The 24164-nt window shown below is 73.0% G+C and carries 21 protein-coding genes; 11 read left to right on the top strand and 10 right to left on the bottom strand.

Annotated elements, in window-relative coordinates; genetic code table 11:
* The first annotated feature begins 32 nt into the window (after nucleotides 1-32).
* Nucleotides 33-464, top strand: a complete 432-nt coding sequence (locus tag AB0N14_RS08680; RefSeq protein WP_366024964.1) for a helix-turn-helix transcriptional regulator — start codon at nucleotides 33-35, stop codon at nucleotides 462-464.
* Between the two features lie 64 nt (nucleotides 465-528).
* Here AB0N14_RS08680 and AB0N14_RS08675 read toward each other — a convergent pair whose 3' ends face one another.
* The 4 genes from AB0N14_RS08675 to recG all read right to left on the bottom strand — a co-directional run bounded on the left by AB0N14_RS08675 (nucleotide 529) and on the right by recG (nucleotide 5582).
* Entirely contained in the window at nucleotides 529-1131 is a 603-nt protein-coding gene (locus AB0N14_RS08675) for an ATP-dependent Clp protease proteolytic subunit (RefSeq protein ID WP_366024963.1), read from the bottom strand.
* 1 nt (nucleotide 1132) lies between these two features.
* Entirely contained in the window at nucleotides 1133-1771 is a 639-nt protein-coding gene (locus tag AB0N14_RS08670) for an ATP-dependent Clp protease proteolytic subunit (protein ID WP_366024962.1), read from the bottom strand.
* Nucleotides 1772-1883: 112 nt separating this feature from the next.
* Nucleotides 1884-3083, bottom strand: coding sequence for an epoxide hydrolase family protein (locus AB0N14_RS08665; protein WP_366024961.1), 1200 nt, complete (start codon nucleotides 3081-3083; stop codon nucleotides 1884-1886).
* A 282-nt stretch (nucleotides 3084-3365) separates the two neighbouring features.
* Nucleotides 3366-5582 carry an ATP-dependent DNA helicase RecG gene (gene recG, locus AB0N14_RS08660; protein ID WP_366024960.1) on the bottom strand — a complete coding sequence of 739 codons (2217 nt, stop codon included), beginning with the start codon at nucleotides 5580-5582 and terminating at the stop codon, nucleotides 3366-3368.
* Between the two features lie 167 nt (nucleotides 5583-5749).
* Here recG and AB0N14_RS08655 point away from each other — a divergent pair, with 167 nt between their 5' ends.
* Together AB0N14_RS08655 and AB0N14_RS08650 are read left to right on the top strand one after the other, a co-directional pair.
* Nucleotides 5750-7606, top strand: a complete 1857-nt coding sequence (locus AB0N14_RS08655; protein WP_366025143.1) for an HSP90 family protein — start codon at nucleotides 5750-5752, stop codon at nucleotides 7604-7606.
* Nucleotides 7603-10503, top strand: coding sequence for a tetratricopeptide repeat protein (locus tag AB0N14_RS08650; protein WP_366024959.1), 2901 nt, complete (start codon nucleotides 7603-7605; stop codon nucleotides 10501-10503). The genes AB0N14_RS08655 and AB0N14_RS08650 overlap by 4 nt, the downstream gene beginning before the upstream one ends.
* Before the next feature lie 55 nt (nucleotides 10504-10558).
* On the opposite strand, the gene AB0N14_RS08645 is transcribed toward AB0N14_RS08650, so the two are convergent.
* Entirely contained in the window at nucleotides 10559-12259 is a 1701-nt protein-coding gene (locus tag AB0N14_RS08645) for a DAK2 domain-containing protein (protein ID WP_366024958.1), read from the bottom strand.
* A gap of 285 nt (nucleotides 12260-12544) precedes the next feature.
* Here AB0N14_RS08645 and rpmB point away from each other — a divergent pair, with 285 nt between their 5' ends.
* The 4 genes from rpmB (at nucleotide 12545) to AB0N14_RS08625 (ending at nucleotide 17097) form a co-directional block, all read left to right on the top strand.
* Complete coding sequence (gene rpmB, locus AB0N14_RS08640; protein ID WP_003993230.1) at nucleotides 12545-12730, top strand: 50S ribosomal protein L28; 186 nt, start codon at nucleotides 12545-12547, stop codon at nucleotides 12728-12730.
* Between the two features lie 110 nt (nucleotides 12731-12840).
* Nucleotides 12841-15123, top strand: a complete 2283-nt coding sequence (locus AB0N14_RS08635) for a BTAD domain-containing putative transcriptional regulator (RefSeq protein ID WP_366024957.1) — start codon at nucleotides 12841-12843, stop codon at nucleotides 15121-15123.
* Between the two features lie 31 nt (nucleotides 15124-15154).
* The gene (locus AB0N14_RS08630; protein ID WP_366024956.1) at nucleotides 15155-15859 is read left to right on the top strand and encodes a tetratricopeptide repeat protein; all 705 of its coding nucleotides are present in this window, start codon (nucleotides 15155-15157) and stop codon (nucleotides 15857-15859) included.
* A gap of 35 nt (nucleotides 15860-15894) precedes the next feature.
* Nucleotides 15895-17097, top strand: a complete 1203-nt coding sequence (locus AB0N14_RS08625) for an FAD-dependent monooxygenase (protein ID WP_366024955.1) — start codon at nucleotides 15895-15897, stop codon at nucleotides 17095-17097.
* A gap of 11 nt (nucleotides 17098-17108) precedes the next feature.
* Here the strand turns inward: AB0N14_RS08625 and AB0N14_RS08620 are convergent, their stop codons facing one another.
* Complete coding sequence (locus tag AB0N14_RS08620) at nucleotides 17109-18071, bottom strand: thiamine-phosphate kinase (RefSeq protein WP_103838079.1); 963 nt, start codon at nucleotides 18069-18071, stop codon at nucleotides 17109-17111.
* 206 nt (nucleotides 18072-18277) lie between these two features.
* Between AB0N14_RS08620 and AB0N14_RS08615 the strand changes: the two genes are divergently transcribed.
* Together AB0N14_RS08615 and AB0N14_RS08610 are read left to right on the top strand one after the other, a co-directional pair.
* Nucleotides 18278-18511 (top strand): Lrp/AsnC ligand binding domain-containing protein, encoded by a 234-nt coding sequence (locus AB0N14_RS08615; RefSeq protein WP_028802415.1) that lies wholly within the window; start codon nucleotides 18278-18280, stop codon nucleotides 18509-18511.
* A gap of 20 nt (nucleotides 18512-18531) precedes the next feature.
* A complete protein-coding gene (locus AB0N14_RS08610; RefSeq protein ID WP_366024954.1) occupies nucleotides 18532-19014 on the top strand; it encodes a DUF3515 domain-containing protein in 483 nt (160 codons plus the stop codon).
* 36 nt (nucleotides 19015-19050) lie between these two features.
* Here the strand turns inward: AB0N14_RS08610 and AB0N14_RS08605 are convergent, their stop codons facing one another.
* The 3 genes from AB0N14_RS08605 to AB0N14_RS08595 all read right to left on the bottom strand — a co-directional run bounded on the left by AB0N14_RS08605 (nucleotide 19051) and on the right by AB0N14_RS08595 (nucleotide 22068).
* Nucleotides 19051-20208, bottom strand: coding sequence for a D-alanine--D-alanine ligase family protein (locus AB0N14_RS08605; RefSeq protein ID WP_366024953.1), 1158 nt, complete (start codon nucleotides 20206-20208; stop codon nucleotides 19051-19053).
* 82 nt (nucleotides 20209-20290) lie between these two features.
* The gene (locus AB0N14_RS08600) at nucleotides 20291-21301 is read right to left on the bottom strand and encodes an NAD(P)H-dependent glycerol-3-phosphate dehydrogenase (protein ID WP_366024952.1); all 1011 of its coding nucleotides are present in this window, start codon (nucleotides 21299-21301) and stop codon (nucleotides 20291-20293) included.
* A complete protein-coding gene (locus AB0N14_RS08595; protein WP_366024951.1) occupies nucleotides 21298-22068 on the bottom strand; it encodes a lysophospholipid acyltransferase family protein in 771 nt (256 codons plus the stop codon). Before AB0N14_RS08595 ends, AB0N14_RS08600 begins: the two co-directional genes overlap by 4 nt.
* 200 nt (nucleotides 22069-22268) lie before the next feature.
* On the opposite strand from AB0N14_RS08595, the gene cofC reads away from it, so the two are divergent.
* Both cofC and AB0N14_RS08585 read left to right on the top strand, forming a co-directional pair.
* Nucleotides 22269-22916, top strand: a complete 648-nt coding sequence (gene cofC / locus AB0N14_RS08590; protein ID WP_366024949.1) for a 2-phospho-L-lactate guanylyltransferase — start codon at nucleotides 22269-22271, stop codon at nucleotides 22914-22916.
* Nucleotides 22917-23214: 298 nt separating this feature from the next.
* Nucleotides 23215-23418 carry a hypothetical protein gene (locus tag AB0N14_RS08585; RefSeq protein WP_366024948.1) on the top strand — a complete coding sequence of 68 codons (204 nt, stop codon included), beginning with the start codon at nucleotides 23215-23217 and terminating at the stop codon, nucleotides 23416-23418.
* A gap of 64 nt (nucleotides 23419-23482) precedes the next feature.
* Here the strand turns inward: AB0N14_RS08585 and AB0N14_RS08580 are convergent, their stop codons facing one another.
* Complete coding sequence (locus AB0N14_RS08580; protein WP_366024947.1) at nucleotides 23483-24109, bottom strand: HU family DNA-binding protein; 627 nt, start codon at nucleotides 24107-24109, stop codon at nucleotides 23483-23485.
* Nucleotides 24110-24164: the final 55 nt, after the last annotated feature.

Genomic DNA, 24164 nt, shown 5'->3' with positions numbered 1-24164 from the left:
CCCGTGGCGCCCCGAATCTCTAGGCTGAAGGGGTGAGCACTCATGCGCCGAACGAAGCCCGCGTCATTCCCCTGCGCCCGCAGACGGCGCCGCCCGGCTCCGGTGGGACGACCCGCACCCCGCAGCGACCGACGGGGGCCCCGCAGCCACCGGCGCCCAAGGAGCCCTTGTGGCGCGACCTCGTCGGTGATGTGCTGCGGCGCGAGCGGCTCGCCCAGGAGCGCACGTTGAAGGACGTCGCGGAGGCGGCCCGGATCTCGATGCCGTACCTGTCCGAACTGGAGCGCGGACGCAAGGAGGCCTCCTCCGAGGTTCTCGCGGCCGCCGCCCAGGCCCTCGGGCTCGGCCTCGCCGACCTGCTCTCGCTCGCCCAGGACGAGCTGGCCCGGTACACCCCGAGCCGGGTGGGCCGGGGCCGCAGGTCGCCGACGGGGCAGTACGACGGCCTGTGCCTCGCCGCCTGACCGAACCGAGGGCCCGACGGCCGGTACAGGGGAGGGTGCCCCCGCCGTACCGGCCGCTCCGGGCTCAGACGAACGCCAGCCGTCGGCTCAGCACCTCGTCGGCGAGCCCGTAGGCGACGGCCTCCTCGGCGGTGAGCACCTTGTCCCGGTCCATGTCCGCGCGCAGCGTCGCCACGTCGTGGTGCGTGTGCCGGGACAGGACCTCCTCCACCTGGGAGCGGATGCGGACCATTTCCTTGGCCGCGAGGCTGAGGTCGGAGACCGTGCCCTGCCGTCCGCCGCTGGCCGGCTGGCCGAGCAGCACCCGCGCGTGCTGGAGCACGAACCGCCGCCCGGGATCGCCGCCGGCCAGCAGCACGGCCGCCGTGGAGGCCGCCTGGCCGACGCAGAACGTGGAGATCGGGGACTGCACGAATGTCATCGTGTCGTAGATCGCCATCAGGGAAGTGAACGATCCGCCGGGCGAGTTGAGGTAGATCGAGATCTCGTGCTCGGGATTCGACGACTCCAGATGCAGGAGTTGCGCGATGACCACATTGGCGACCCCGTCGTCGATCTCGGTGCCGAGGAAGATGATCCGCTCGTTGAGCAGCCGGCTGAAGACGTCGTAGGACCGCTCACCCTGCGCGGTCCGCTCGATGACGTACGGAACCGTGTACGACCCCATGTCACAGTCCCATCCGCCGGCGCGACGCGGCCGGGCGGACGTCGGTGAGCGACTCGACCACCCGGTCCACCATCCCGTACTCCCTGGCCTGCTCTGCCGTGAACCAGCGGTCCCGGTCGCCGTCCCGAGCGATCGTCTCCTCGCTCTGCCCGGTGTGCTCGGCGGTGATCCGCTCGATGGCCTTCTTGGTGAACTGGAGGTTCTCCGCCTGGATCTCGATGTCCGCGGCGGTGCCGCCGATGCCCGCCGACGGCTGGTGCATCATGATCCGTGCGTTCGGCAGCGCGAACCGCTTGCCCCGCGTCCCCACGGTGAGCAGGAACTGCCCCATGCTCGCGGCGAACCCCATCACCAGCGTCGAGACGTCGTTCGGGATGAGCCGCATGGTGTCGTAGATCGCCAGCCCAGCGGTGACCGATCCGCCGGGGCTGTTGATGCAGAGGCTGATGTCGGTGCGCGGGTCCTCCGCCGACAGCAGGAGCAGCTGTGCGCACACCCGGTTGGCCGACACCTCGTCGACCTGAGTGCCGAGGAAGACGATCCGCTGGGCGAGCAGCTGCGCGGCGAGGTGGTCGTCGAAGCGGCTGGGCGGTGTGTCGCCCTCCTCCGCCCGCGGCGAGAACGTGGTGAATGGAGTCATCGGGTCTCCTTGTCGGTGGTATGGATGCCGTCGACTCCACTCTTGACCTCGGGAGATCCCCGGATGCGGTTTCTCTGCCCGCCGCAGATTCGCCACGGGCAGAGGTCACCGCTCAGCCCTTCTCGCGCAGCTGCCGGAAGAACCCCCGTACGTCCTCCACCAGCAGGTCCGGCTCCTCCATGGCCGCGAAGTGCCCGCCCCGGTCGAACTCCGTCCAGCGCACGATGTTCTCCGTCCGCTCCGCCCTGTGCCGCAACGGGATCTGGATCTCGGCGGGGAAGACAGCCAGTGCGGTCGGCGCGGTCGACGGTTCGGCCGGCGCGGCGGCCCGGCCCGTGGTGTGCGCCCGCTCGTAGTAGATCCGGGACGACGAACCGGCGGTCCCGGTCAGCCAGTACAGCATCACGTTGGTCAGCAACTGGTCCCGGTCGACGGCCTCCTCGGGCAGCTCCTCGGAGTCCGTCCACTCGCGGAACTTCTCCACGATCCAGGCGAGTTGGCCGACGGGCGAGTCGGTGAGCGCGTACGCCGACGTCTGCGGCCGGGTGGCGTGCAGCATCGCGTAGCCCGCGCCCTCGCGCTGCCACTCGGACCAGCGCTGCCAGGAGGTGAACGTGCGCTCCCGCTCCTCGGGGCTGAGCGCGGCCAGCTCCTCGGTGGTCGGTTCGGTCAGCTGCTGGGCGCCGGGCAGCAGGTTCAGGTGGATGCCGATCACCCGCTCCGGGTGGGCGCGGCCCAGCTCGCGGGAGATGCTGGCGCCCCAGTCGCCGCCCTGGGCGCCGAAGCGCGGGTAGCCGAGCCGGTCCATCAGTTCCACCCACGCGTCGGCGACCCGGCCCGCCTCCCATCCGGTGTCCCGGGTCGGCCCGGACAGACCGAACCCCGGAATGCTCGGCACCACCACATGGAACGCGTCGGCGGGATCACCCCCGTGGGCGGCCGGGTCGGTGAGCGGCCCGACCACGTCGAGGAACTCCACGATCGACCCCGGCCAGCCGTGCGTGATGATCAGCGGGGTGGCGTCCCGTTCGGGGGAGCGCACATGGGCGAAGTGGACGTGTGCGCCGTCGATCTCCGTCGTGAACTGCGGCCAAGCGTTGAGCCGCGCCTCGGCGGCCCGCCAGTCGTAGTCGTGGCGCCAGTACCGTACGAGCTCCTTCAGATAGTCGCGGGGCACCCCGTACGCCCACCCCACGCCGGGCAGCTCGTCGGGCCAGCGGGTGCGGTCGAGCCGGTCATGGAGATCGTCGAGGTCGCTCTGGGGGATCGCGAGACGGAAGGGCCGGATGCTCTCGGCGGGCGAGGACGTCATGGCCGCGATGCTAGTGCCGCAACAGGCAACGTTCGCCCCGTCGCGACGCCCGGCACTCCCCCAAGCTCTCGGCTTCGCTCGAGCAGGGGGGACCCCCACCCCCAAGCTCTTCGAGCAGGGGGGACCCCCACTCGCCGCACCGGCCGGAAGCCCAAGTACATCCAGTACGAGGACTTCCGGCCGGCACTCCCCCAAGCTCTTCGAGCAGAGGGTACCCCCAGAGCACGCACCGGACACCGCTCCTTGACGGGCAAACGTTGCCTGCCGCGGCACTAGGAACGGTCACCCCTTCTCCAGGTACTGCTCCCTCTCGTCGTCCAGCAGGGCCTGAAGTGCCGTGCGCAGCCCGGGCAGGTGTTCCAGGTCCGGGTCGGCCGCCACCACCGCCGCGGCCTCCTCGCGGGCCTGGGTGATGATCTCCTCGTCCTCGATGACGGCGAGCATGCGCAGCGAGGTGCGGGCGCCGGACTGGGCCTGGCCGAGGACGTCGCCCTCGCGGCGCTGCTCGAGGTCGAGCCGGGAGAGTTCGAAGCCGTCGAGCGTGGACGCGACCGCGGTCAGCCGCTGGCGGGCCGCGCTCGCCTCCGGCATCTCGGAGACCAGGAGGCACAGCCCGGGCGCCGAGCCCCGCCCGACCCGGCCGCGCAGCTGGTGGAGCTGCGAGACCCCGAAGCGGTCGGCGTCCATGATCACCATCACGGTGGCGTTCGGGACGTTGACGCCGACCTCGATGACCGTCGTCGCGACCAGGACGTCGGTCTCGCCGGCGGCGAACCGGCGCATCACCGCGTCCTTGTCGTCGGGCTGCATCCTGCCGTGCAGCACCTCGACCCGAAGGCCCTTCAGCGGTCCCTCGGCGAGCTGGCCGGCCACGTCGAGCACCGCGAGCGGCGGGCGCTTCTCCGCCTCGTCCTCGGGCGACTTCCGCGCCTTCCTGGGGTCTTCCTCCTCGTCGCCGATCCGCGGGCACACCACGTACGCCTGATGCCCGCCCGCGACCTCTTCCCGGACCCGCTCCCAGGCGCGCGCCAGGAAGTGGGGCTTGTCCGCGGCGGGCACCACATGGCTGGCGATCGGCGACCGCCCGGCCGGAAGCTGGTCGAGGACGGAGGTCTCCAGGTCGCCGAAGACGGTCATGGCGACGGTCCGGGGAATCGGCGTGGCGGTCATCACCAGCAGGTGCGGTGGCTGCTTGCCCTTGCCGCGCAGTGCGTCGCGCTGCTCCACCCCGAACCGGTGCTGCTCGTCCACCACCACCAGCCCGAGGTCGTGGAACTGCACCTTGTCCTCGATCAGGGCATGGGTGCCGATCACGATCCCGGCCTCACCGGTGGCGAGATCGAGCAGCGCCTGCCGTCGCGCGGCCGCCCCCATGGACCCGGTGAGCAGCACCACCTTGGTGGCCAGTTCGGCCCCGCCGAGCATCCCTGACTCGGCCAGCTCGCCCATCATCTCGACGATCGACCGGTGGTGCTGCTGGGCGAGCACTTCCGTGGGCGCGAGCATGGCGGCCTGCCCACCCGCGTCGACGACGGCGAGCATGGCCCGCAGGGCCACCATGGTCTTGCCCGAACCCACTTCCCCCTGGAGCAGTCGGTGCATCGGGTGCTCGGTTGCCAGGTCGTCGAAGATCTCCTTCGAGACCTTCCGCTGGCCGTCCGTCAGGGTGAAGGGCAGGCGGTCGTCGAAGGCCGCGAGGAGGCCGTCCGGCTTCGGTCTGCGGGCCACCGCCGGGAGTTGGGTGTCCGCGTGGCGGCGGCGGGCCAGGGCCACCTGGAGGACGAACGCCTCGTCCCACTTCAGGCGGGAGCGGGCGTCGGCGATGTCCGCCTTCGTGTGCGGGCGGTGGATCTTCAGCAGGGCCTCGGGGAGGGAGATCAGGCCGCGGCCCGCGCGGAGCGACTCCGGCAGCGGGTCGATCGCCTCCTGGGCGCTGGGCAGCACCGTCTGTACCGCCTTGGCGATCTTCCAGGACTCCAGCTTGGCCGTGGCCGGGTACAGCGGGATCAGGGCGCCCGCCCAGCTGTCCACCGCTTCGGCCACGTCGTCGCCGCGCAGCAGTTCGTAGGCCGGGTGGGCGAGTTGGAGCCTGCGGTTGAAGACCGAGACCTTGCCCGCGAACAGCGCGCGGGTGCCCGGCAGGAGTTCCTTGTGGGGCTTGTGCACGCCGTTGCCGAAGAAGACGAGTTGGAGGCGGCCGCTGCCGTCGGTGATGGTCACCTCCAGGCGCTGGCCCTTGCCGCGGGGGGCCTTGGCCGAGGCGAACGTGTGCAGGCGGGCGTCGGCGACCTGGGCGACCACCGTGACGTGCTCGTCCATGGGGAGGTCGGCGAGGTGGGTGAGCTGTCCGCGCTCCTCATATCTGCGCGGGTAGTGGTGGAGCAGGTCGCCGACGGTGTGCAGGCCGAGGTGCTCGGCCATCACCTTCGCGGTGGCGGGGCCGAGCACTGACTTCAGTGGTTGTTTCAGCGGTTCTTGCAGTGCGGGCACGAGATCCATTGCACACCACGGCACTGACAATGCCGTATACGTCTTGCAAAACCGCTGGTCAGCGGGGTGGTTCCGGGCCTAGGATGGCGCACCCCCGGCTCGCTCCGCGGTCACCGCCCCACCGGGACCGCCCGACCCCGCGCCGTCGAACGTCCCCCACCCGCGGCGCCGTGACGATGGATTCCCAGACCTCACAGTCCTCACAGGCCTCACAGTCACCCACCTCGGCCCATACCTTCCAGGTCGACCTGCGTGGTCTGGTGGACCTGCTCTCCCATCACCTCTACTCCAGCCCCAAGGTCTATCTGCGCGAGCTGCTGCAGAACGCGGTGGACGCGATCACCGCCCGCCGCGCCGAGCAGCCCGACGCGCCCGCCACGGTCCGTCTGTACGCGGACGGCGGCGCGCTGCGCGTGGAGGACTCGGGCATCGGGCTCACCGAGTCCGATGTGCACAACCTCCTCGCCACCATCGGGCGCAGCTCCAAGCGGGCCGACTCGGCCACCGGGCTCCAGGAGGCGCGCTCCGACTTCCTCGGGCAGTTCGGCATCGGACTGCTGGCGTGTTTCGTCGTGGCCGAGCGCATACGGGTCGTCAGCCGCAGCGCCCGTACGCCGGACGCACCGCCCGTGGAGTGGACGGCCGCCGACGACGGTTCGTACGTCGTGCGCACACTGCCGCCGGACGCCCGGCCCGAACCCGGCACCACCGTGCACCTGGTGGCGCGTCCGGGTGCCGGCGACTGGCTCTCCGCGGACCGGGTGCGGTCCCTGGCACGGGACTTCGGGTCGCTGCTGCCGTACGACGTCCGGGTCGGCGACGAGCCGGTGACGGATCTGCCGGCGCCCTGGGACCGCGCCCACCCCTCCCCCGCGGCCCGCAGGGTGGCCCTGGCGCGCCACTGTCACGACCTGTTCGGGTTCACCCCGCTGGACTCCATCGACCTGGATGTGCCGCTCGCGGGCATCCGGGGTGTGGCGTACGTGCTGCCGACCGCGGTGAGCCCGGCGCAGCGGGCGGGTCACCGGGTGCACCTGAAGGGCATGCTGCTGACGGAGCGGGCCGAACAGCTGTTGCCGGACTGGGCGTTCTTCGTGCGCTGTCTGCTCGACACGGACAGTCTGCGGCCCACGGCGTCGCGGGAGTCGCTGTACGAGGACGAGACCCTCGCGGCCGTGCGCGACGCCCTCGGGGAGCGCATCCGGTCCTGGTTGACCTCTCTCGCCGCCGGTGACCCCGAGCGCCTCGCCGCCTTCCTGTCGGTGCACTACCTGGGCGTGAAGTCGCTGGCGCGGCACGACAAGGAGATGCTGCGCACGATGCTGCCGTGGCTGCCCTTCGAGACGACCGACGGGCGGCTGTCCCTGGAGGAGTTCGCGCAGCGGCACCCGGTCGTCCACTTCACCCGGACGGTGGAGGAGTACCGCCAGGTGGCGGCGATCGCGTCCGCGCAGGGCGTCGGGGTGGTCAACGGCGGCTACACGTACGACAGCGAGCTGATCGAGGCACTGCCGTCGGTGCGCCCGGGCACGGCGGTCGCCGAACTGGACGCGGACACGGTGACCGCGCACCTGGACGCGGTCGACCCGGCCGAGGAGCTGGCACTGTCCGCCTTCCTGGCGGCGGCGCGCGCCAGGCTCGACGCGCTGGGCTGCGACGTCGTGCTGCGCGCGTTCCATCCGCTGTCGGTGCCGGCGCTGCACCTGGACGACCGTGAGGCGCGCCACGAGCAGGCACGCGCGGAGGCCGAGGGGCAGGCCGACGAGCTGTGGGCGGGCATCCTGGGCTCGCTGCGAGGCAGTGCTCCACGCGCGCGTCTGGTGCTCAACCACCTCAACCCGCTGGTCCGCAGGATCAGTTCCCTGAGGGACCCGGAGCTGATCGGCACGGCCACGGAGTCGCTGTACGGGCAGGCCCTGCTGATGGCCCAGCGTCCGCTCAGGCCCGCGGACTCCGCGCTGCTGAACCGTGCATTCATCGGCCTTCTTGAATGGGCCACCCACACCGACTCGCCCAAGGACGGCTTCCGATGAGCCAGGTCATGGACTTCGACGCGCTGCGCCAGGCGATGGCGGACAACTACGAGCAGCCGGAGGGCCCGGCGCGCAACGCGCGCGCGGAGCAGCTGCTGGAGGAGGCCGAGAAGCTGGGCATCCCGCTGGCCGTGATCGAGGCGCTCGGACACCAGCTGAAGGTCTACAACTACAGCTCTGAGAAAGACAAGATGTTCGTCCCGTTCGCGCGGCTGCTGCGCATGTGGGACGAGCGCCCGGAGGACTTCGACGAGTACGAGTCCCATTCGCTGCACTGGGTCTTCAAGTGGATGTCGGCGGGCATGCTCGGCCAGCCGCACATCCCGCTCGCCTCCATCGAGAAGTGGCTCGGCGAGATGGAGCACCGCTACCGGCTGGCCGGGTACTCCGAACGGGCCGTGCGCGGTGCCGAGTTCAACATCGCCGCGCACGTCGGGGACCTGGCGCGGGCCGAGCGGGCGTACGCGGCGTGGCTGGCCGCCGACCGGGACGCGATGGCCGACTGCCACGCGTGCGAGCTGCACGACCAGGGCTGGTGGCAGTCCCGCAAGGGCGAGGACGAGCGGGCGCTTCAGTTGTGGCGGCCGGTCCTGGAGGGCGAGCACGTCTGTGCGCACGAGCCGCACGCCGTCCTGGCCTCCTCCCTGCTGCCGCTGCTGCGGCTGGGCCGCCTGGACGAGGCGCGGGCGCACCACCTGCGCGGGCTGCGGCTGGTGCGGGCCATGGAGAGCATGCGCTCCTCGTACGCGGACCATGTGGAGTTCTGCGCGCTGACCGGCAACGAGGCGCGCGGCCTCGAACTGCTGGCCGAGCGGCCGGCGTACTTCACGGACTCCGGGGAGCCACGCAGCAAGCTGAACTTCCTCGCCGTGGTGGCGCTGCTGATGGACCGGCTGGTCGAGCGCGGGCTCGGCGACCAGGTGGTGCCGGGCCCGGCCGGCCGGGAGTGGAGCGCCCGGGAACTCGCCGTCCACGCGCGCGGGGAGGCGCTGGCGCTGGCCGCCCGCTTCGACGCGCGCAACGGCACGCCGTACGTCGGCGAGCGCGCCCGCGAGCGCATGGACCGCCGCCCGCTGGTGGACCGGCTGCCGCTCGGCGTGCGCGCCACGCGCCCGGCACCGGTGGCGCCGCCCCCGCCCGCCCCGCGGGCCGAGGAGCGGGACCTCACGGACCTCCTCGGCGAGGCGCGGCGGCTCGCGGACGCCCTGGACCCGGCCGCCATGGACGCCTGGGCGGCGGTGGCGCGTGCCGCTCAGGGCCGGGAGCTGGAACCCCGCGACCAGGCGGACCTCGTCGACCACGAGGCGATGAGCCGGGGCCCGGAAGGTGTCGAACTGTTCGAGCGTGCGGCCGAGTTGTACCTGGCCGCCGACGACCCCGGTGAGGCGCTGGCGGCACGCGCGCGTGCGGCCTTCGTCCGCTCCCTGACGGGCCGGCCGGACGAGGCGCTGGAGACGGTCACCGCGCTGCGCGAGGAGGCGCTCGCGCTGTTCGAGGCGGGCGGGACGGGGGTGCGGCAGACGGCGTCCGTGCTCGTCGGGCGGGCCCGCGTCCTGATGAACCGGCTGCACGAGGACGGCGGCGACGCCGGGGCCGCCCAGGAGGCCGCCCGGGAGCTGCTGGCGTTCGCCGGGCCGCACACCGCCGATCGGCACCTGGCGTATCGGGCCGCCGAGGCCAAGGCCGTGCTCGGGGAACTGGCGCTGCACGCCGGGGACCCGCGAGCAGGGGCGGAGCTGCTGGCGCGGGCGGCCGAGGAGTACGTGGCGGCGGGCCTGCCGTGGTTCGCGGTGGAGCACGAGGCGCGGCTGGCCGGCATCGCCCGGCAGCTCGGCGACGCGGAGTCGGCCGAGCGGGCGGCCCGTGCGGCGCTGGAGCACGGCCAGGGGCACCTGGAGCCGGTCGGGCAGGCGCAGCTGCACCTTCAGGTGGCGGAGGTGCTGGCGGCGTCGGGGCGGTTCCCGGAGGCCGCCGGGCACGCCCTGGAGGCGGCGCACTGGGCCGACGAGGCGGGCGAGGGCCCCAGGCTGGGCGCCTGGGCACGGCACCAGCTGGGCGGGATCCTGCTGCGGCAGGGGCGGTTCGCGGAGGCGGCGGAGGTGCTGGAGTCGGCGCTGCCCGACCTGACCGCCGAGACGCACGGCGACGGGGCGATCGTGCAGACCCAGTGGTGGCTCGGCGACTGCCACACGCAGCTCGGCGAGCACCGGGAGGCGGCCGAGCGCCGGCTGCGGGCCGCGGAGATCGCCCGGCACTGGCCGGACCAGCGGGACCACGCCATGCTGGCGCACCTGGCCGCCGACGCGCTGGGCCGCGCGGACCTGCCGACGGAGGCGGACCGGGCGTACGCGCGCGCCGGTGACCTGTGGCGCGAACTGGGCAACACGCCGGGTCTGGTACGCGCGCTGCGCGCCCGGGCGTGGCTCGCGGCGGGCGGGGAGGCGGGCCTGGACGCGGGTCGGGAGCTGATGGCCGAGGCGGCGCGGGAGTGCGCAGCGGCGGCGGACGCCACGGCGGACGACGACGAGCGCGCCCGGCTGATCACCGAACTCGGCCACACCCACCGCCAGTTCGGCGAGCTGGTCGCCCGGTCGGTCGATGACGGCACGGACGAGGAAGCGACACACGCGGCGTTCGAGGAGGCGCTGACGCACCTCACGGAGGCGATCGCCGCCTTCGCGTCCCTCGGCGCGGGCGCCCTCGGTCCCCGCACGGCCGCGGAACTGGCCGCGGGTTGGCTCGAGGCCGACCTCGGGCGTCCGGACGAGGCGTCGGCACGCGCGCGTGCGGTGCGGACGGCCTACGAGGAGACGGGCGCCGACGCGGAGACGGCCGAGGCCCGGCGGGCGGAGGCGGAACGCCTGCTGGAACTGCTGGCCACCCGGCAGGACGGGTGACGGTCGCCGCCGGGCGCCCGCCTCCTCGGGGAGGGGCGCCCGGCGGCGCTGCGGATCACTCCACGCCGATCAGCAGCAGCGGCCCCTGACGGCCGCCCCGGTACACCACCGTGTCCACCGCCAGGTACGACTCGCGCACCCGCGCCTCCAAGTGCTCCGCGACGGCTTCCGGGGCCTCGTCGGCGAGGACCAGGGTGACCATCTCGCCGCCCGCCGCGAGCATGCGGGTGAGGACCGTCTCGGCCGTCGCCGTGACCTCGGAGCCGATGACCGCGACATCGCCGTCGATCAGGCCGAGGACGTCCCCGGCCTGGCAGATGCCGGCCATCGTCCAGGACCGCTCCGCCGCCACGGTCACCTCGGCGTACCGGGTCGCCCCGGCCGCCGACGTCATCGCCACGACGTCCTCGTCGAAGCGCCGCTCCGGCTCGTGCACGGCCAGCGCCGCGATGCCCTGCACCGCGGACCGGGTCGGGATCAGCGCCACGCGGACGCCCTCGGTGCGGACCTGCTCGGCCGCGGCGGCCGCGGTGTGGCGCAGGTCGGCGTCGTTGGGCAGCAGCACCACCTCGTGCGCGTGCGCCCGCCGTACCGCCTCCACCAGCTCCCCGCTCGCCGGGGGCTCCCCCGGGCGGGCGAGCACGGTGGTCGCCCCGGCCTCCTGGTAGAGCCCGGCCAGGCCCTCGCCCGGCACCACGGCCACCACCGCCCGCTGCACCCGCTCGCGCGGCGGTCGCCCGGCGCCCGCGGTGTGCGCGTCATCGGCGCCGAAGTGGGTGATCCGGATCCGGTGCGGCCGCCCGGCCTCGATGCCCGCCTCCACGGCGGCGCCCGCGTCGTCGGCGTGCACATGGACGTTCCACAGCCCGTCCCCGCCGACCACGACGAGCGAGTCCCCGAGCGCGTCGAGCCGCTCCCGCAGCCGCGCCACGGCCGCGTCGTCGGCCTCCAGGAGGTAGATCACCTCGTACGCGGGCCCGCCCCCGTCGGCGGAGCAGTCCCCGGACCCCGGGCGGGGCACGGCGGTCCTGGGGTCCGGCACGCGCGCGTGGCCGCCGAAAGCGGCGGCCGACGCCTCCACGGCCACCCGGGGCGCCTCGCCGGTCAGCGTCTCCACCAGGGCCGCGAGCACCGCCACCAGCCCCCGGCCGCCCGCGTCGACGACTCCGGCGCGCTCCAGGACCGCCAGCTGCCCGGGTGTCGCCGCCAGGGCCGCCCGCGCTCCCTCGTACGCCGCCCGTGCCACGCTGCCGCAGTCGCCCTCGGCGCCGGTGACCGCGTCCGCGGCGGCCGAGGCGACGCTCAGCACGGTGCCCTCCACGGGGTGCGCGACGGCCTGGCGCGCGGAGTCGGCGGCCTGCCTCAGGGCGAGCCGCAGCCCCTGCGCGTCGGCGTCGGCCGTCTCGCCGTCGGCGGCGAGTACCTGCGCCATGCCGCGCAGCAACTGCGCCAGGATCGTCCCGGAGTTGCCGCGGGCCCCGATGAGCGCGCCGTGCGCCATGGCCCGTACGGCGTCGGCGAGCGCCGGCCGCCCCGCACCGCCGGCGGCGCCCGTCTCGTAGCCGGCGAAGACCGCCTCGACGGCCGCCGCGGCCGACTCCACGGTCAGATACAGGTTCGTGCCGGTGTCGCCGTCGGCCACGGGATAGACGTTGATCGCGTCGATCTCCTCGCGCACCCGCCCCAGCGCCTGAAGGGCGAGAGAGCACCAGGTGCGCACCGCGAGAGCATCCAAGGGCTGCGGCACCTGCGCCACCTGCGCCTCCTTCAGCTGCTGGACGTGGGAGGCAGCGTAGACCCACAAGGGGTCCGGGCCGGAAGAGGGCCGGGGGCCGCCGGCGGTCGGGCCGCCCGCGGGGCCGCGAGGAGGTGCGGCGGGACCGTGGTAGTTTCGTTCTACGGGCGCAGCCGATGTATGCTGCTCCGGTTGCCCGATCCAGATCGGGTGTTTTCCCTGGCAGCGCCACTCAGATCTTGCGATCTCGATCCCGGCATGCCGGGACCATAACCGTAAGTGCATCTGAAGTCTTTGGAGTGACCCGTGGCTGCCAACTGCGACGTCTGTGGCAAGGGGCCGGGCTTCGGCAACAACATCTCGCACTCGCACCGCCGTACGTCCCGTCGCTGGAACCCGAACATCCAGCGTGTGCGTACCGTGGTGGGCGGGACGCCGAAGCGCGTGAACGCTTGCACCTCGTGCATCAAGGCCGGCAAGGTCTCGCGCTGACGTCCAGTTAAGCGCGCGGCCACCGCTGGTTCGCTGCACTGAGCCGGTCCACCTCGGTGGGCCGGCTTCTTGCTGTGCCCGCGCGGGCGTGGCCTGCCAGAATCCGCCGCATGCGCTTCGGCATCCTCGGCCCCCTCGACGTCCGCACCGAGGACGGGACCCCGCTCGACGCCGGCGGCCCCCGCCCCCGGGCGCTTCTCACCCTGCTCCTCCTCGACGCCGGGCGGACGGTGCCCCACGAGCGCCTCACCGACGGCCTGTACGGCGACGAGCCGCCCGTGGGAGCCGCCAACGCCCTCCAGTCGCAGATCTCCCGACTGCGCAGGCGGCTGGGCCCGCACGCGGAGATCGAGGCGGCCCCCACCGGCTACCGCCTCGCCGTCTCTCCCGACACGGTCGACGCGCACCGTTTCGAACGGCTCGTCCGCGAAGGCTCCACGGCCCTCGCCGGCGGGGACCACCGCGCGGCGGCCGCCGTGCTGCGGGAGGCGCTCGCCCTGTGGCGCGGCCCCGCGCTCGCCGACCTCCCCGGCGCACCGGCCGAGCGCACCCGGCTCGAGGAGCTGCGGCTGGGCGCCCTGCAGGAGCGCGCCGAGGCGGACCTCGCCATCGGAGCCGGCTCCGACCTCGTACCCGAACTGCGCGCACTGCTCGCCGCACACCCACTGAGCGAACGTCTGTACGAGTTACTGATGCGGGCCCTGCACGCGGCCGGGCGGCCGGCCGAGGCGCTCACGGTCTACGAGCAGGCGCGCCGCACGCTCGCCGACGAACTCGGCGCCGACCCCTCGCCCGGCCTGTCCGCCCTCCACCAGGAGCTGCTGCGCGGTACGGGTCCCTCCCGGGCCGCGCGCGTGCCGACCCAGCTGACCGGCTTCGTCGGCCGCGCCCCGGAACTGGCCCGCATCCACGATCTCCTCACCGCGCCCGGCACCCGCCTGGTCACGCTGACCGGCCCGGGCGGTGCCGGCAAGACACGGCTGGCCACGGAGGCGGTCCGCAGGCGCCCCGACGTCCACTTCGTCGAGCTGGCCCCGCTCACCGACGGCTCCGCCGTCCCGTACGCCGTCCTCACCGCGCTCGGTGTGCGCGACGGCTTCCGCGGGCCGGCCGTGGACGCCATGGAACGGCTGCTGGCCGCCCTGGAGGACCGTGAGTTGCTGCTGGTGCTCGACAACTGCGAGCACCTCGTCGAGGACGCCGCACACCTCGCCGCGCTCGTCCTCGCCGCCTGCCCCGGCGTGCGCGTCCTGGCGACCGGGCGCGAGGCGCTGGGCATCACCGGCGAGGTGCTGTGCCCGGTGCCGCCGCTGCCGCCGGAGCACGCCGAGCGGCTGTTCCTGGACCGGGCCCGGGCGGTGCGGCCCGGTTTCGAGGGGCACGCGCGCGTGGCGGACGTCTGTGCCGCGCTCGACGGGCTGCCGCTGGCCATCGAGCTGGCCGCGGCCCGGCTGCGCACCCTGACCCCGGACGAGCTGGCCGACCGCCTGGACGACCGGTTCCGGCTGCTGTCCCGGGGCGACCGCACCAAGGCGCCCCGGCACCGGACCCTGCGCGCGGTCGTGGAGTGGAGCTGGGACCTGCTGGACGACGAGGAGCGCGAGCTGGCCCGGCGGCTGTCCGTGTTCTGCGGTGGCGCGACCCTGGAGGCGGTGGAGGCGGTGTGCGACGTGCCGTTTCCGGAGGACCTCATGGCGTCGCTCGCCGAGAAGTCGTTCCTGGAGGTGGCCGAGGGGCGCTACCGGATGCTGGAGACCATCCGCGCGTTCACCGCCGAGCATCTCGACCGGGCGGGAGAGCGGGAGCGGCTCAGGGACGCGCACGCCGCGTACTACCTGCGGCTGGCCGAGCAGGCGGAGCCGTACCTCCGCAGCGGGGAACAGCTGCCCTGGCTGGCCCTGCTCACCGCCGAGCACGGCAACCTGGAGGCGGCGCTGCGCCACCTCGTGTCCACCGCTCCCGGGGACGCCCTGCGCCTGATGGCCGACCTGTCCTGGTTCCGCCGGCTGCGCGGGCCGCACGGCGAGCAGGTCCCCGTCGCCCGGGCACTGCTGGCGGCCGTCGGTGACGAACCACCCGGGCAACTGGCCGAGGAGTACGCCCTGTGCGTGATGAACACGATCACCGGACGCGGCGACGACCCGGCCGAACCCGAGCGCATCGCGCGGGTCTCCACGGTCATGCGCACTCTCGACGAACCGCTGCGGCGGCCGTCCACGATGGTCCTGTGGGCGCTGGCCGGGGGCCCGCTGCTGTCCGCCGACACGGAAGTCCGGGCCGTCCAGGTCGGTGACGACCCCTGGGCCGCGCGGTGCTGGACCTCGGCCTCGCCTACCAGGCGCTGTTCTCGGGTGGTGCCGCCGCCTCGGAGGCCGCCTTCACCCGCGCCCTGACCGGTTTCCGTGCGACCGGCGACCGAGGGGCATGGCCAACTGCCTCGATCCGCTGGGAACCTTCGCCGACTGGCGCGGCGAGTACGAGCGGGCCCTGGAGCTGCTCGACGAGGGCCTGGCGCACGCCCGGGAGCTTCAGGCCCCGGAGGAGACCGCGGACCTGCTGCGTTCCCGGGCGACCGTGCTGCTGCACGGCGGCGACTTCGAGGAGGCGGCCGCCCACTTCGAGCGGTCGGCCGCCCTCGCGCACTCCGCCGGCGCCCCCGACAAGGTGGCCGGCGCCCGGCGCGGCCTGGGTGACCTGGCCCGGAGGTCCGGTGACACGGCGCACGCGCGCGTGCGGTACGAGAGGGCCCTGGAGGCTTGCGCGGCCAGCTGGTTCAGTGCCGGTGAAACCGTCCGCATCCTCATCGGGCTCGGCCGCACGGCCGCCGCCGAGGGACATCCGGAGCAGGCCCGCGCCTGGCTGGCGCAGGCCGCCGATCTCGCCGCCGAGCAGCCGGGTGTGCTCGAACTCGCGGAGACCGCCGAGGCGTTGGCGTCGATCGCGGAGTCGCCCGAACGTGCGGCCGTCCTCCTCGGTGCGGCCACGGCCCTGCGGGGCGCCCCGCTGCTGGGCGACCCCGAGGTCGTGGGCATCCACCGGGGCACCCGGGCGAAGCTGTCCCCCGAGGCGTACGAGAAGGCCTTCGACGAGGGCCGGCGTCTGCGGTCAGCGGCGGTCAGGGAACGGTAGGGGCACGGTCAGCGGCCCCGGCGACGCTCCTTGCCATGACGAACACACACCGCCTCGGCCACCTGAACGTCCTCGTCTCCGGCGCCAGCGTCGCCGGACCCACGATCGCGCTGAACCTCGCCCGGTACGGCGCCCGCGTCACTGTCGTCGAGAAGGCGCCCGCCCTGCGCGACGGCGGCTTCGCGGTCGACTTCCGCGGCCACGTGCACCGCAGGGTGCTGACCGCGATGGGCATCTGGGACGACATCCACGCCCACCAGACCCACATGGGCCGGCAGACGGTCGTCGGCCCCGACGGCAGCCCGCGCGTCGATCTGCCGTCCGAGATGATGAGCGGCGACGTGGAGATCTTCCGCGGCGACCTCGCCCGGATCATGTACGAACGCACCAAGGACCGTGTGGAGTACGTGTTCGGCGACTCCATCGCCACGCTCACCGACACCACCGACGGCATCGACGTCACCTTCGAGCGCGGCGCGCCCCGCCGTTTCGACCTCGTCGTCGCCGCCGACGGCCTGCACTCGCACACCCGTCGCCTCGTCTTCGGCGACGAGTCCCGCTACCTGCGCTTCTTCGACCACTACGTGGCCGGCTTCGACATCCCCAATCACCTGGGCCTGGACCGCACCGGCCGCGTGTACAGCGAGCCGGGCCGCGCGGTCGTCATCGGCAACTACGACGGCGACCCGGACCGCGCGGGCGCCCTGCTGGTCTTCCGCTCCGAGCGGCTCACCTACGACCGCCGGGACACCGCCGCGCAGAAGCGGATCCTCACCGAGCGGTTCGCGGGCATGGGCTGGGAGGCCCCGGCGGTGCTCAAGGCCCTCGAGGACGCCGACGACCTGTACTTCGACGCGATCGCCCAGATCCATGTGGACCGCCTCACCAAGGGACGCGTGGTGCTGCTCGGGGACGCCGGGTACGGGGCCACGATGGGCGGCATGGGCACGGGCGTGGCGGTCGTCGGCGCGTACGTCCTGGCCGGTGAACTCGCCCTCGCGGGCGGCGACCACCGCAGCGCCCTGGCGGCGTACGAGGCGAGGATCCGGGACTTCGCCAAGGGCTGCCAGAAGACCTCGGGCAACGCGGGCCCGTTCTTCGCCCCGGCCACCGAGCGGCGGATCCGAACCCGGGACCGGATGTACCGGCTGCTCAGCTCCCGGCCTCTGGCGAGCTTCTTCAAACGGCTGACGGAGAAGGCGGCGACGGCCATCGAGCTGCCGGAGTACCCGTTGTGAGACCCCGGCTGCTACTCGATGTCCGAGAAGTGGTCCCAGCCGCCCTTGCTGGTCCACGGCGCCCCGTCGACCGTCACCTGGGGCAGCGCCGACGGGTTGAGGACCTCGCCGATCACCTTCCAGCGGGCCGGCAGCTTCACGTCCGGCGGGAACGTGGCGACGATCGCGTGGTCCTCGCCGCCGGTGAGCACCCACTGCAGGGGGTCCACGCCCACGGCCTGCCCGATGTCGTTCATCTGGGAGGGGATGTCGATGGCGCCGGAGCGGATGTCGATCCGCACCTTGCTCGCCTCCGCGATGTGCCCGAGGTCGGCGATGAGCCCGTCGCTGACGTCGCACATCGCGGTGGCGCCGAGCCCTGCGGCGGCCGGACCCGCGTGGTACGGCGGCTCGGGGCGCCGGTGCGCCTCCACGAACGCGCGCGGCGAGCGGAAGCCGCGGGAGAGCACCGCGTAACCGGCGGCGGACCAGCCGAGCCAGCCGGTGACGGCGACCACGTCGCCGGGCTGGGCGCCGGCCCGGGTGACCGGCTCCTGGTTGCGCAGGTCGCCGAGCGCCGTGATCGAGATCATGATGGTGTCGCCGCGTACGACGTCGCCGCCGACCACCGCCGCGCCCGCGACCTGACACTCGTCGCGCAGGCCGTCCATCAGCTCGGTGGGCCAGGTGGCAGGCAGTTCGGCCGGGACGACCAGACCGAGCAGCAGCGCGGTCGGCACGGCGCCCATGGCGGCGATGTCCGCGAGGTTCTGCGCGGCCGCCTTGCGGCCGACGTCGTACGCCGTCGACCAGTCGCGGCGGAAGTGCCGGCCCTCCAGGAGGATGTCGGTGCTCGCCACCACCCTGCGGTCGGGCGCGGCGACCACCGCGGCGTCGTCGCCGGGGCCGACCCGGACCGCCGGGGTGGTGGTGAGCCGGGAGGTGAGCTCCCTGATGAGCCCGAACTCGCCCAGCTCGCCCACGGTGCCCTTCATCGTCGTACGTCCCCTTCTCTTGCCTTCCGCGCCCGGTCGCGAGCCCTCATCGTCCTCGGTACGGTCGTCTCGACCGTCACCTTGTGTCGCCGTTGTTGCCCGGCGCTCACGCCACAGCCCCCGCGGGTCTCCCCTCGGCGAGCGGCGACGCGGTACCGTGGCGTCCCTTCTCTCCACATGATCCTCGTGGCCGCCCTGGAGGTTCCGTGGTACAGGCGTACATCCTGATCCAGACGGAGGTCGGCAAGGCGTCGACCGTCGCCGAGACGATCAGCAAGATCCCTGGGGTGATCCAGGCCGAGGACGTGACGGGTCCGTACGACGTCATCGTGCGCGCCCAGGCCGACACCGTCGACGAACTCGGCCGCATGGTGGTCGCGAAGGTCCAGCAAGTGGACGGCATCACCCGCACCCTGACCTGCCCGGTGGTGCACCTGTAGCCCCCGTCTACGCTTGCCCGGTGAACATCCTGCGTCACCGGCTGCTCGGTCTGCCCGCCCTCGCCCTGCTGATCGCCGCCGTGGGCTGCACCTCGAGCGACGCGCAGCCCTCGGCCGCGGTTCCCAGCCCGGACGCGAAGGTCGCGAAGCTGTGCCGGAACCTGGACAAGGTGCTGCCGCGGAAGGTGGGCGGCCAGGGCCGGAACGACCCCGAGCCCCGGTCCGCGCTGACGGCGGGCTGGGGAAGCCCGGCGATCATACTGCGCTGCGGGGTGGAGCGGCCCGCGGAGATGTCGGACCCGGACGCCGACGGCGTGGAGGTCAACGGGGTGGGCTGGCTGCTGCAGAAGGAGAACGACGCGTCGTTCCGGTTCACGACGACACTGCGGCAGGCGTATGTCGAGGTGACCATTCCCAAGGCGCGGACGGCTGGAGGCGCGGGGCCGCTCGTCGATGTGGCCCCTGCCATCAAGGAGGCGATCCCCGAGGGGATCGCCTCCTGACAGCGGATGTGACACAGGCTCCGAGCCGTACGGTCCTCAGCGCAGCCCGGTCGCGCGGTTCAGCGCCGCCTGGATCAGGCGGTCGACCAGTTCGCCGTAGGAGATCCCGCTCGCCTGCCACATCTGCGGGTACATCGAGATGGGTGTGAACCCGGGCATCGTGTTGATCTCGTTGATCACGAACTCGCCCTCCTCCGTCAGGAAGAAGTCCGCGCGGACCAGCCCTTCGCAGGACGCGGCCTCGAACGCCGCCACCGCGAGCCGCTGCACCTCGGTGGTCTGCTCGTCGGTCAGCGGGGCGGGCACGACGCCGGGCGTGGAGTCGATGTACTTCGCCTCGAAGTCGTAGTAGGCGTGCGTGTCCGGCGGCGGGATCTCGGCCGGCACGGATGCGCGCGGGCCGTCCTCGAACTCCAGGACGCCGCACTCGATCTCGCGGCCCCGCACCGCCGCCTCGACGAGGATCTTCGGGTCGTGGCGCTGGGCCTCGGCGATCGCCTCGTCGAGGCCGGAGAGGTCCTCGACCTTGGTGATGCCGATCGACGAACCCGCCCGTGCGGGCTTCACGAACAGCGGCCGGCCGTGCTCGCCGGCGAAGTCGACGATCTTCTTGCGGGCGGCGGACTCGTCGCGCTGCCACTCACGCGGCCGGATCACCACGTACGGGCCGACCTTGAGCCCGAACGAGGCGAACACCCGCTTCATGTACTCCTTGTCCTGGCCGACGGCCGAGGCGAGCACGCCGGAACCCACGTACGGGACGCCGGACAGCTCCAGGAGACCCTGGAGGGTGCCGTCCTCGCCGTAGGGGCCGTGCAGCACGGGGAAGACCACGTCGACCTCGCCCAGCGCCTTGGGCACCGAACCGGGCTCGCTGTAGACGACTTCGCGGTTCGCCGGGTCGACGGGCAGGACGACGCCGCCCTCCTGGGACTCCGCGAGGTCCTCCACGCTGGGCGTGCGGCGTTCGGTGATCGCCATGCGCTCCGGCGCATCGGCCGTGAGCGCCCAACGGCCGTCCTGAGTGATGCCGATCGGCAGGACGTCGTACTTCGTCCGGTCGATGGCGCGCAGCACCGCCCCGGCGGTGACCACGGAGATCCCGTGTTCGGAGCTGCGGCCGCCGAAGACGACGGCGACACGCGGCTTGCGGGGCGGCTGCCCAGGGCTCTGGGGGAGGTTCTCGGTGCTCATATCGCGATGAGAGTACCCGTAGGTAGTGCCCTGGGTCAGCGTGCGCCCCGCAGGCGAACGATCAAAAACGGGGCGGGATCGCTCAGCGTCGTTCGGGCTTCGCGCTGCGCGACATCAGTTCCTTCAGGGCGACCACCGGGGGCTTGCCCTCGTGGACGATGCCGACGACCGTCTCCGTGATCGGCATGTCGACACCGTGCCGGCGGGCCAGATCCAGCACGGACTCACAGGACTTGACCCCCTCGGCGGTCTGCCGGGTGACCGCGATGGTCTCCTCCAGCGTCATGCCCTTGCCGAGGTTGGTGCCGAAGGTGTGGTTGCGCGACAGCGGCGAGGAGCAGGTCGCGACCAGGTCGCCCAGCCCGGCCAGTCCCGAGAACGTCAGCGGGTCGGCGCCCATGGCGAGCCCGAGCCGGGTCGTCTCCGCGAGCCCGCGGGTGATGAGCGAGCCCTTGGCGTTGTCACCGAGGCCCATGCCGTCCGCGATGCCGACCGCCAGGCCGATGACGTTCTTGACCGCGCCGCCGAGTTCACAGCCGACGACGTCCGTGTTGGTGTACGGGCGGAAGTACGGCGTGTGGCACACGGTCTGCAGCCGCTGTGCGACGGCCTCGTCGGTGCAGGCCACCACGGCGGCGGCGGGCATGCGCGCGGCGATCTCACGGGCCAGGTTGGGCCCGGTGACGACGGCGACGCGTTCCGGGACGACCTTGGCGACGTCCTCGATGACCTCGCTCATCCGCATGGCGGAGCCGAGTTCGACGCCCTTCATCAGGGAGACGAGGATCGTCTGGGGCGCGAGCAGCGGCGCCCACTCGGCGAGGTTCCCGCGCAGGGTCTGGGAGGGGATCGCGAGTATCGCGAAGTCGGCGTCGCGCGCGGCTTCGGCGGGGTCCGTGGTGGCGCGGAGGTTTCCGGGGAGTTCCACGCCCGGCAGGTAGTCCGGGTTCGTACGGGTGGAGTTGACCGCCTCGACGAGTTCGGCGCGGCGCGCCCAGAGGGTGACCTCGCACCCGGCGTCGGCGAGCACCATGCCGAACGCCGTCCCCCACGATCCCGTTCCGAACACGGCCGCCTTGACCGGCTTGCTCACTGGCCCTGCCCCTCCTTCTCCCGTGCCGTCTGCTGTGCGGCGGACCGGCGGCGCTGCTCGATGCGCACCTCGCGCGGATCGTACGGCTTCTCGGGCGCCTTCTCGCCGCGGATCTCCTCCAGCTGGCGAGTGATGGCGGCCATGATGACCTCCGTCGCCTCCTTCAGGAGGTCGGGGGACATCTCCTTGCCGTAGAAGCGCGTGAGGTCCACGGGCGGGCCGACGAGCACGTGGTGCGTCTTGCGCGGAAAGAGGTCGGGCTTCTTGGCGTAGGGCGGCAGCAGCTCGTTGGCACCCCACTGGGCGACGGGGATGACCGGGCACCTGGTCTGCAGGGCGACGCGGGCGGCGCCGGTCTTGCCGGTCATGGGCCAGCCGTTCGGGTCGCGGGTGAGGGTGCCCTCGGGGTAGAAGGCGACGCACTCGCCGCGTTCCACGGCGTCGATGGCGGCCCGGAAGGCGCTGAGCGCGTCCGTGGACTCCCGGTAGACGGGGATCTGGCCGGTGCCGCGCATCGCGGCGCCGACGAATCCCTTCTTGAAAAGGCCGCTCTTCGCGAGGAATCGGGGAACGCGCCCGGTGTTGTACTGAAAGTGGGCGTAGGCGAAGGGGTCCACATGGGAATTGTGGTTCACCACGGTGATAAATCCACCCTCGGCCGGAATGTTCTCCATTCCGCGCCAGTCCCGCTTGAGCAGAACCACCAGCGGCGGTTTGCAGAGGACCGCTGCGAAGCGGTACCAGAAGCCGATTCTGCGGCGGGGCACGCGGACACCTTCCTCTAGGGACCCGGCACGAGGGGCCTGGCGTTTGGCTGTGGGCCGCACAAGTGTCGCCCCAGGCCGCCCGTCTGTCGAGAACACCGTACGCTCGCCTGTCTCCGCCGACCGCGCTGCATGCGGCTTCGCACATGTTCTTCATGGGGGCGAGTGACAATGGGCGCGACCAGGACAGGGACGGAGCGCTCGTGCAGTGGACTGTGGTCGTACCCCTGAAAGCCTTGGCGCGGGCCAAGAGCAGACTCTCGGACGCCGCCGCGGACGCGGTGCGTCCGGGGCTGGCGCTCGCCTTCGCGCAGGACACGGTGGCCGCGGCGCTGGCGTGTGCCGCGGTGCGTGATGTGGCGGTCGTCACGGACGACCCGGTGGCCGGGCGCGAGCTGGCGGCCCTGGGCGCCCGGATCGTCCCGGACGAGCCGGCGGGCGGGCTGAACGCCGCGCTCGCGCACGGGGCGGCCGCCGTACGGGCGCTGCGCCCGCGCGGTGCGGTGGCGGCGCTCAACGCGGATCTTCCGGCGCTGCGGCCCGTGGAATTGGCCCGGGTCCTCGACGCGGCCGCGGAATTCCCGCGCGCTTTTCTGCCGGACGCCGCCGGAATCGGTACGACCCTGCTGGCCGCGACACCCGGCGGTGAATTGCGGCCGTCCTTCGGCCCTGATTCCCGGGCACGTCATCGCGCCTCAGGAGCGGTGGAACTCCACCTCGACGAGGTGCCTTCGGTACGCCAGGACGTGGACACGGGCGACGACCTGCGCGCGGCCCTGTCCCTGGGCGTGGGCCCGCACACCACGGCGGCTACGGCCCGGCTGCTGATTCCCGGGCAGCCGGGGGGCTGACGAACGCCTCCGGCGAGTGCGCGGTACGGCGGGCCCGGGACCGGGCGCGGCCGTCGGACAGCGGCCGCTCGGTACGCGCGGCCGACGCTCGTTCGACGCACCGACGCGGATGGGGAGCCGGAGCGACGCCCCCTCCTCGGGCGGTGCCGTCTGCCGGCAGTGCGCTCGGGCCGCCGCCACGCGGCTCCGGGGCGCCGTGGCGCCACTTCGACGGCGTCCCGGCTCCGTCGGCGCACAGTCCCGCCTCCGGGCCCCTGCCGCCGGGCCGGCCGCCCACTGGCGCCGATAGGCTGCGGTCATGCAGGCGACCGCGTACACCTACGACCCCGACAGCCGCACCGGGCAGGTGCTGCTCGACGACGGCACCCCCGTCCCCTTCGACGCGGCGGCGTTCGACGCGGGCGGGCTGCGCCTGCTGCGGCCGGGGCAGCGGGTGCGGGTCGAGATCGAGGGCGAGGGCGAGGACCGGCGGATCACGCTGGTGACCCTGCACACCTTCTGAACACACCGCGGGCCGGGCTCCTGATGGGAGCCCGGCCCGGCGCGTGAGTGCCCGTGCGCCCCGGTTACCTGCGGGCGGTGGCCTTCTTGGCGGTGGTCTTCCGTGCCGTCGACTTCTTGGCCGGAGCCTTCTTGGCCGGGGCCTTCTTCGCCGCCTTCTTCGTGGTGGTCTTCTTGGCCGTGGTCTTCTTGGCGGCCGCCGTGGTCTTGGCGGGCGCCTTTTTCGCCGCGGTCTTCTTGGCCGCCGCCGTGGTCTTCTTGGCGGGCGCCTTCTTCGCCGCGGCCTTCTTCGCGGCCGGCGCCGCCTTCTTGGCGGCGGCCTTCTTGCCGGCAGCCTTGGCGATGGTGGGCGGCGGGCCGGACAGGCTGCCCTTGGGCGCCTTCTTGACGGCGACCTCACCACCGCGCGGGAGCTTCTTCGTGCCGCTCACCAGGTCCTTGAAGCCCTGGCCCGCGCGGAAGCGCGGCACGGAGGTCTTCCTGACCCGAACCCTCTCGCCGGTCTGGGGGTTGCGGGCGTAACGGGCCGGACGCTCGACCTTCTCGAACGAACCGAAGCCGGTGACCGAGACCCGCTCGCCCGCGACGACAGCGCGGACGATGGCGTCCAGGACATGATCGACAGCATCGGCGGCCTGCTGGCGGCCACCCAACCTGTCGGCAATCGCTTCTACGAGCTGCGCCTTGTTCACGTCTTCCCCTTCGGAGACATCGCCGGAACGAAAGTGTTCAAGCTTTTTCGCACGT

It is taken from the genome of Streptomyces sp. NPDC051104 (assembly GCF_040682835.1).
In the GTDB taxonomy this organism is placed as follows: Bacteria; Actinomycetota; Actinomycetes; order Streptomycetales; family Streptomycetaceae; genus Streptomyces; species Streptomyces cynarae.
The sequence above is the reverse complement of the archived record's forward strand: the minus strand, read 5'-3'. Positions and strand labels throughout refer to the sequence as shown.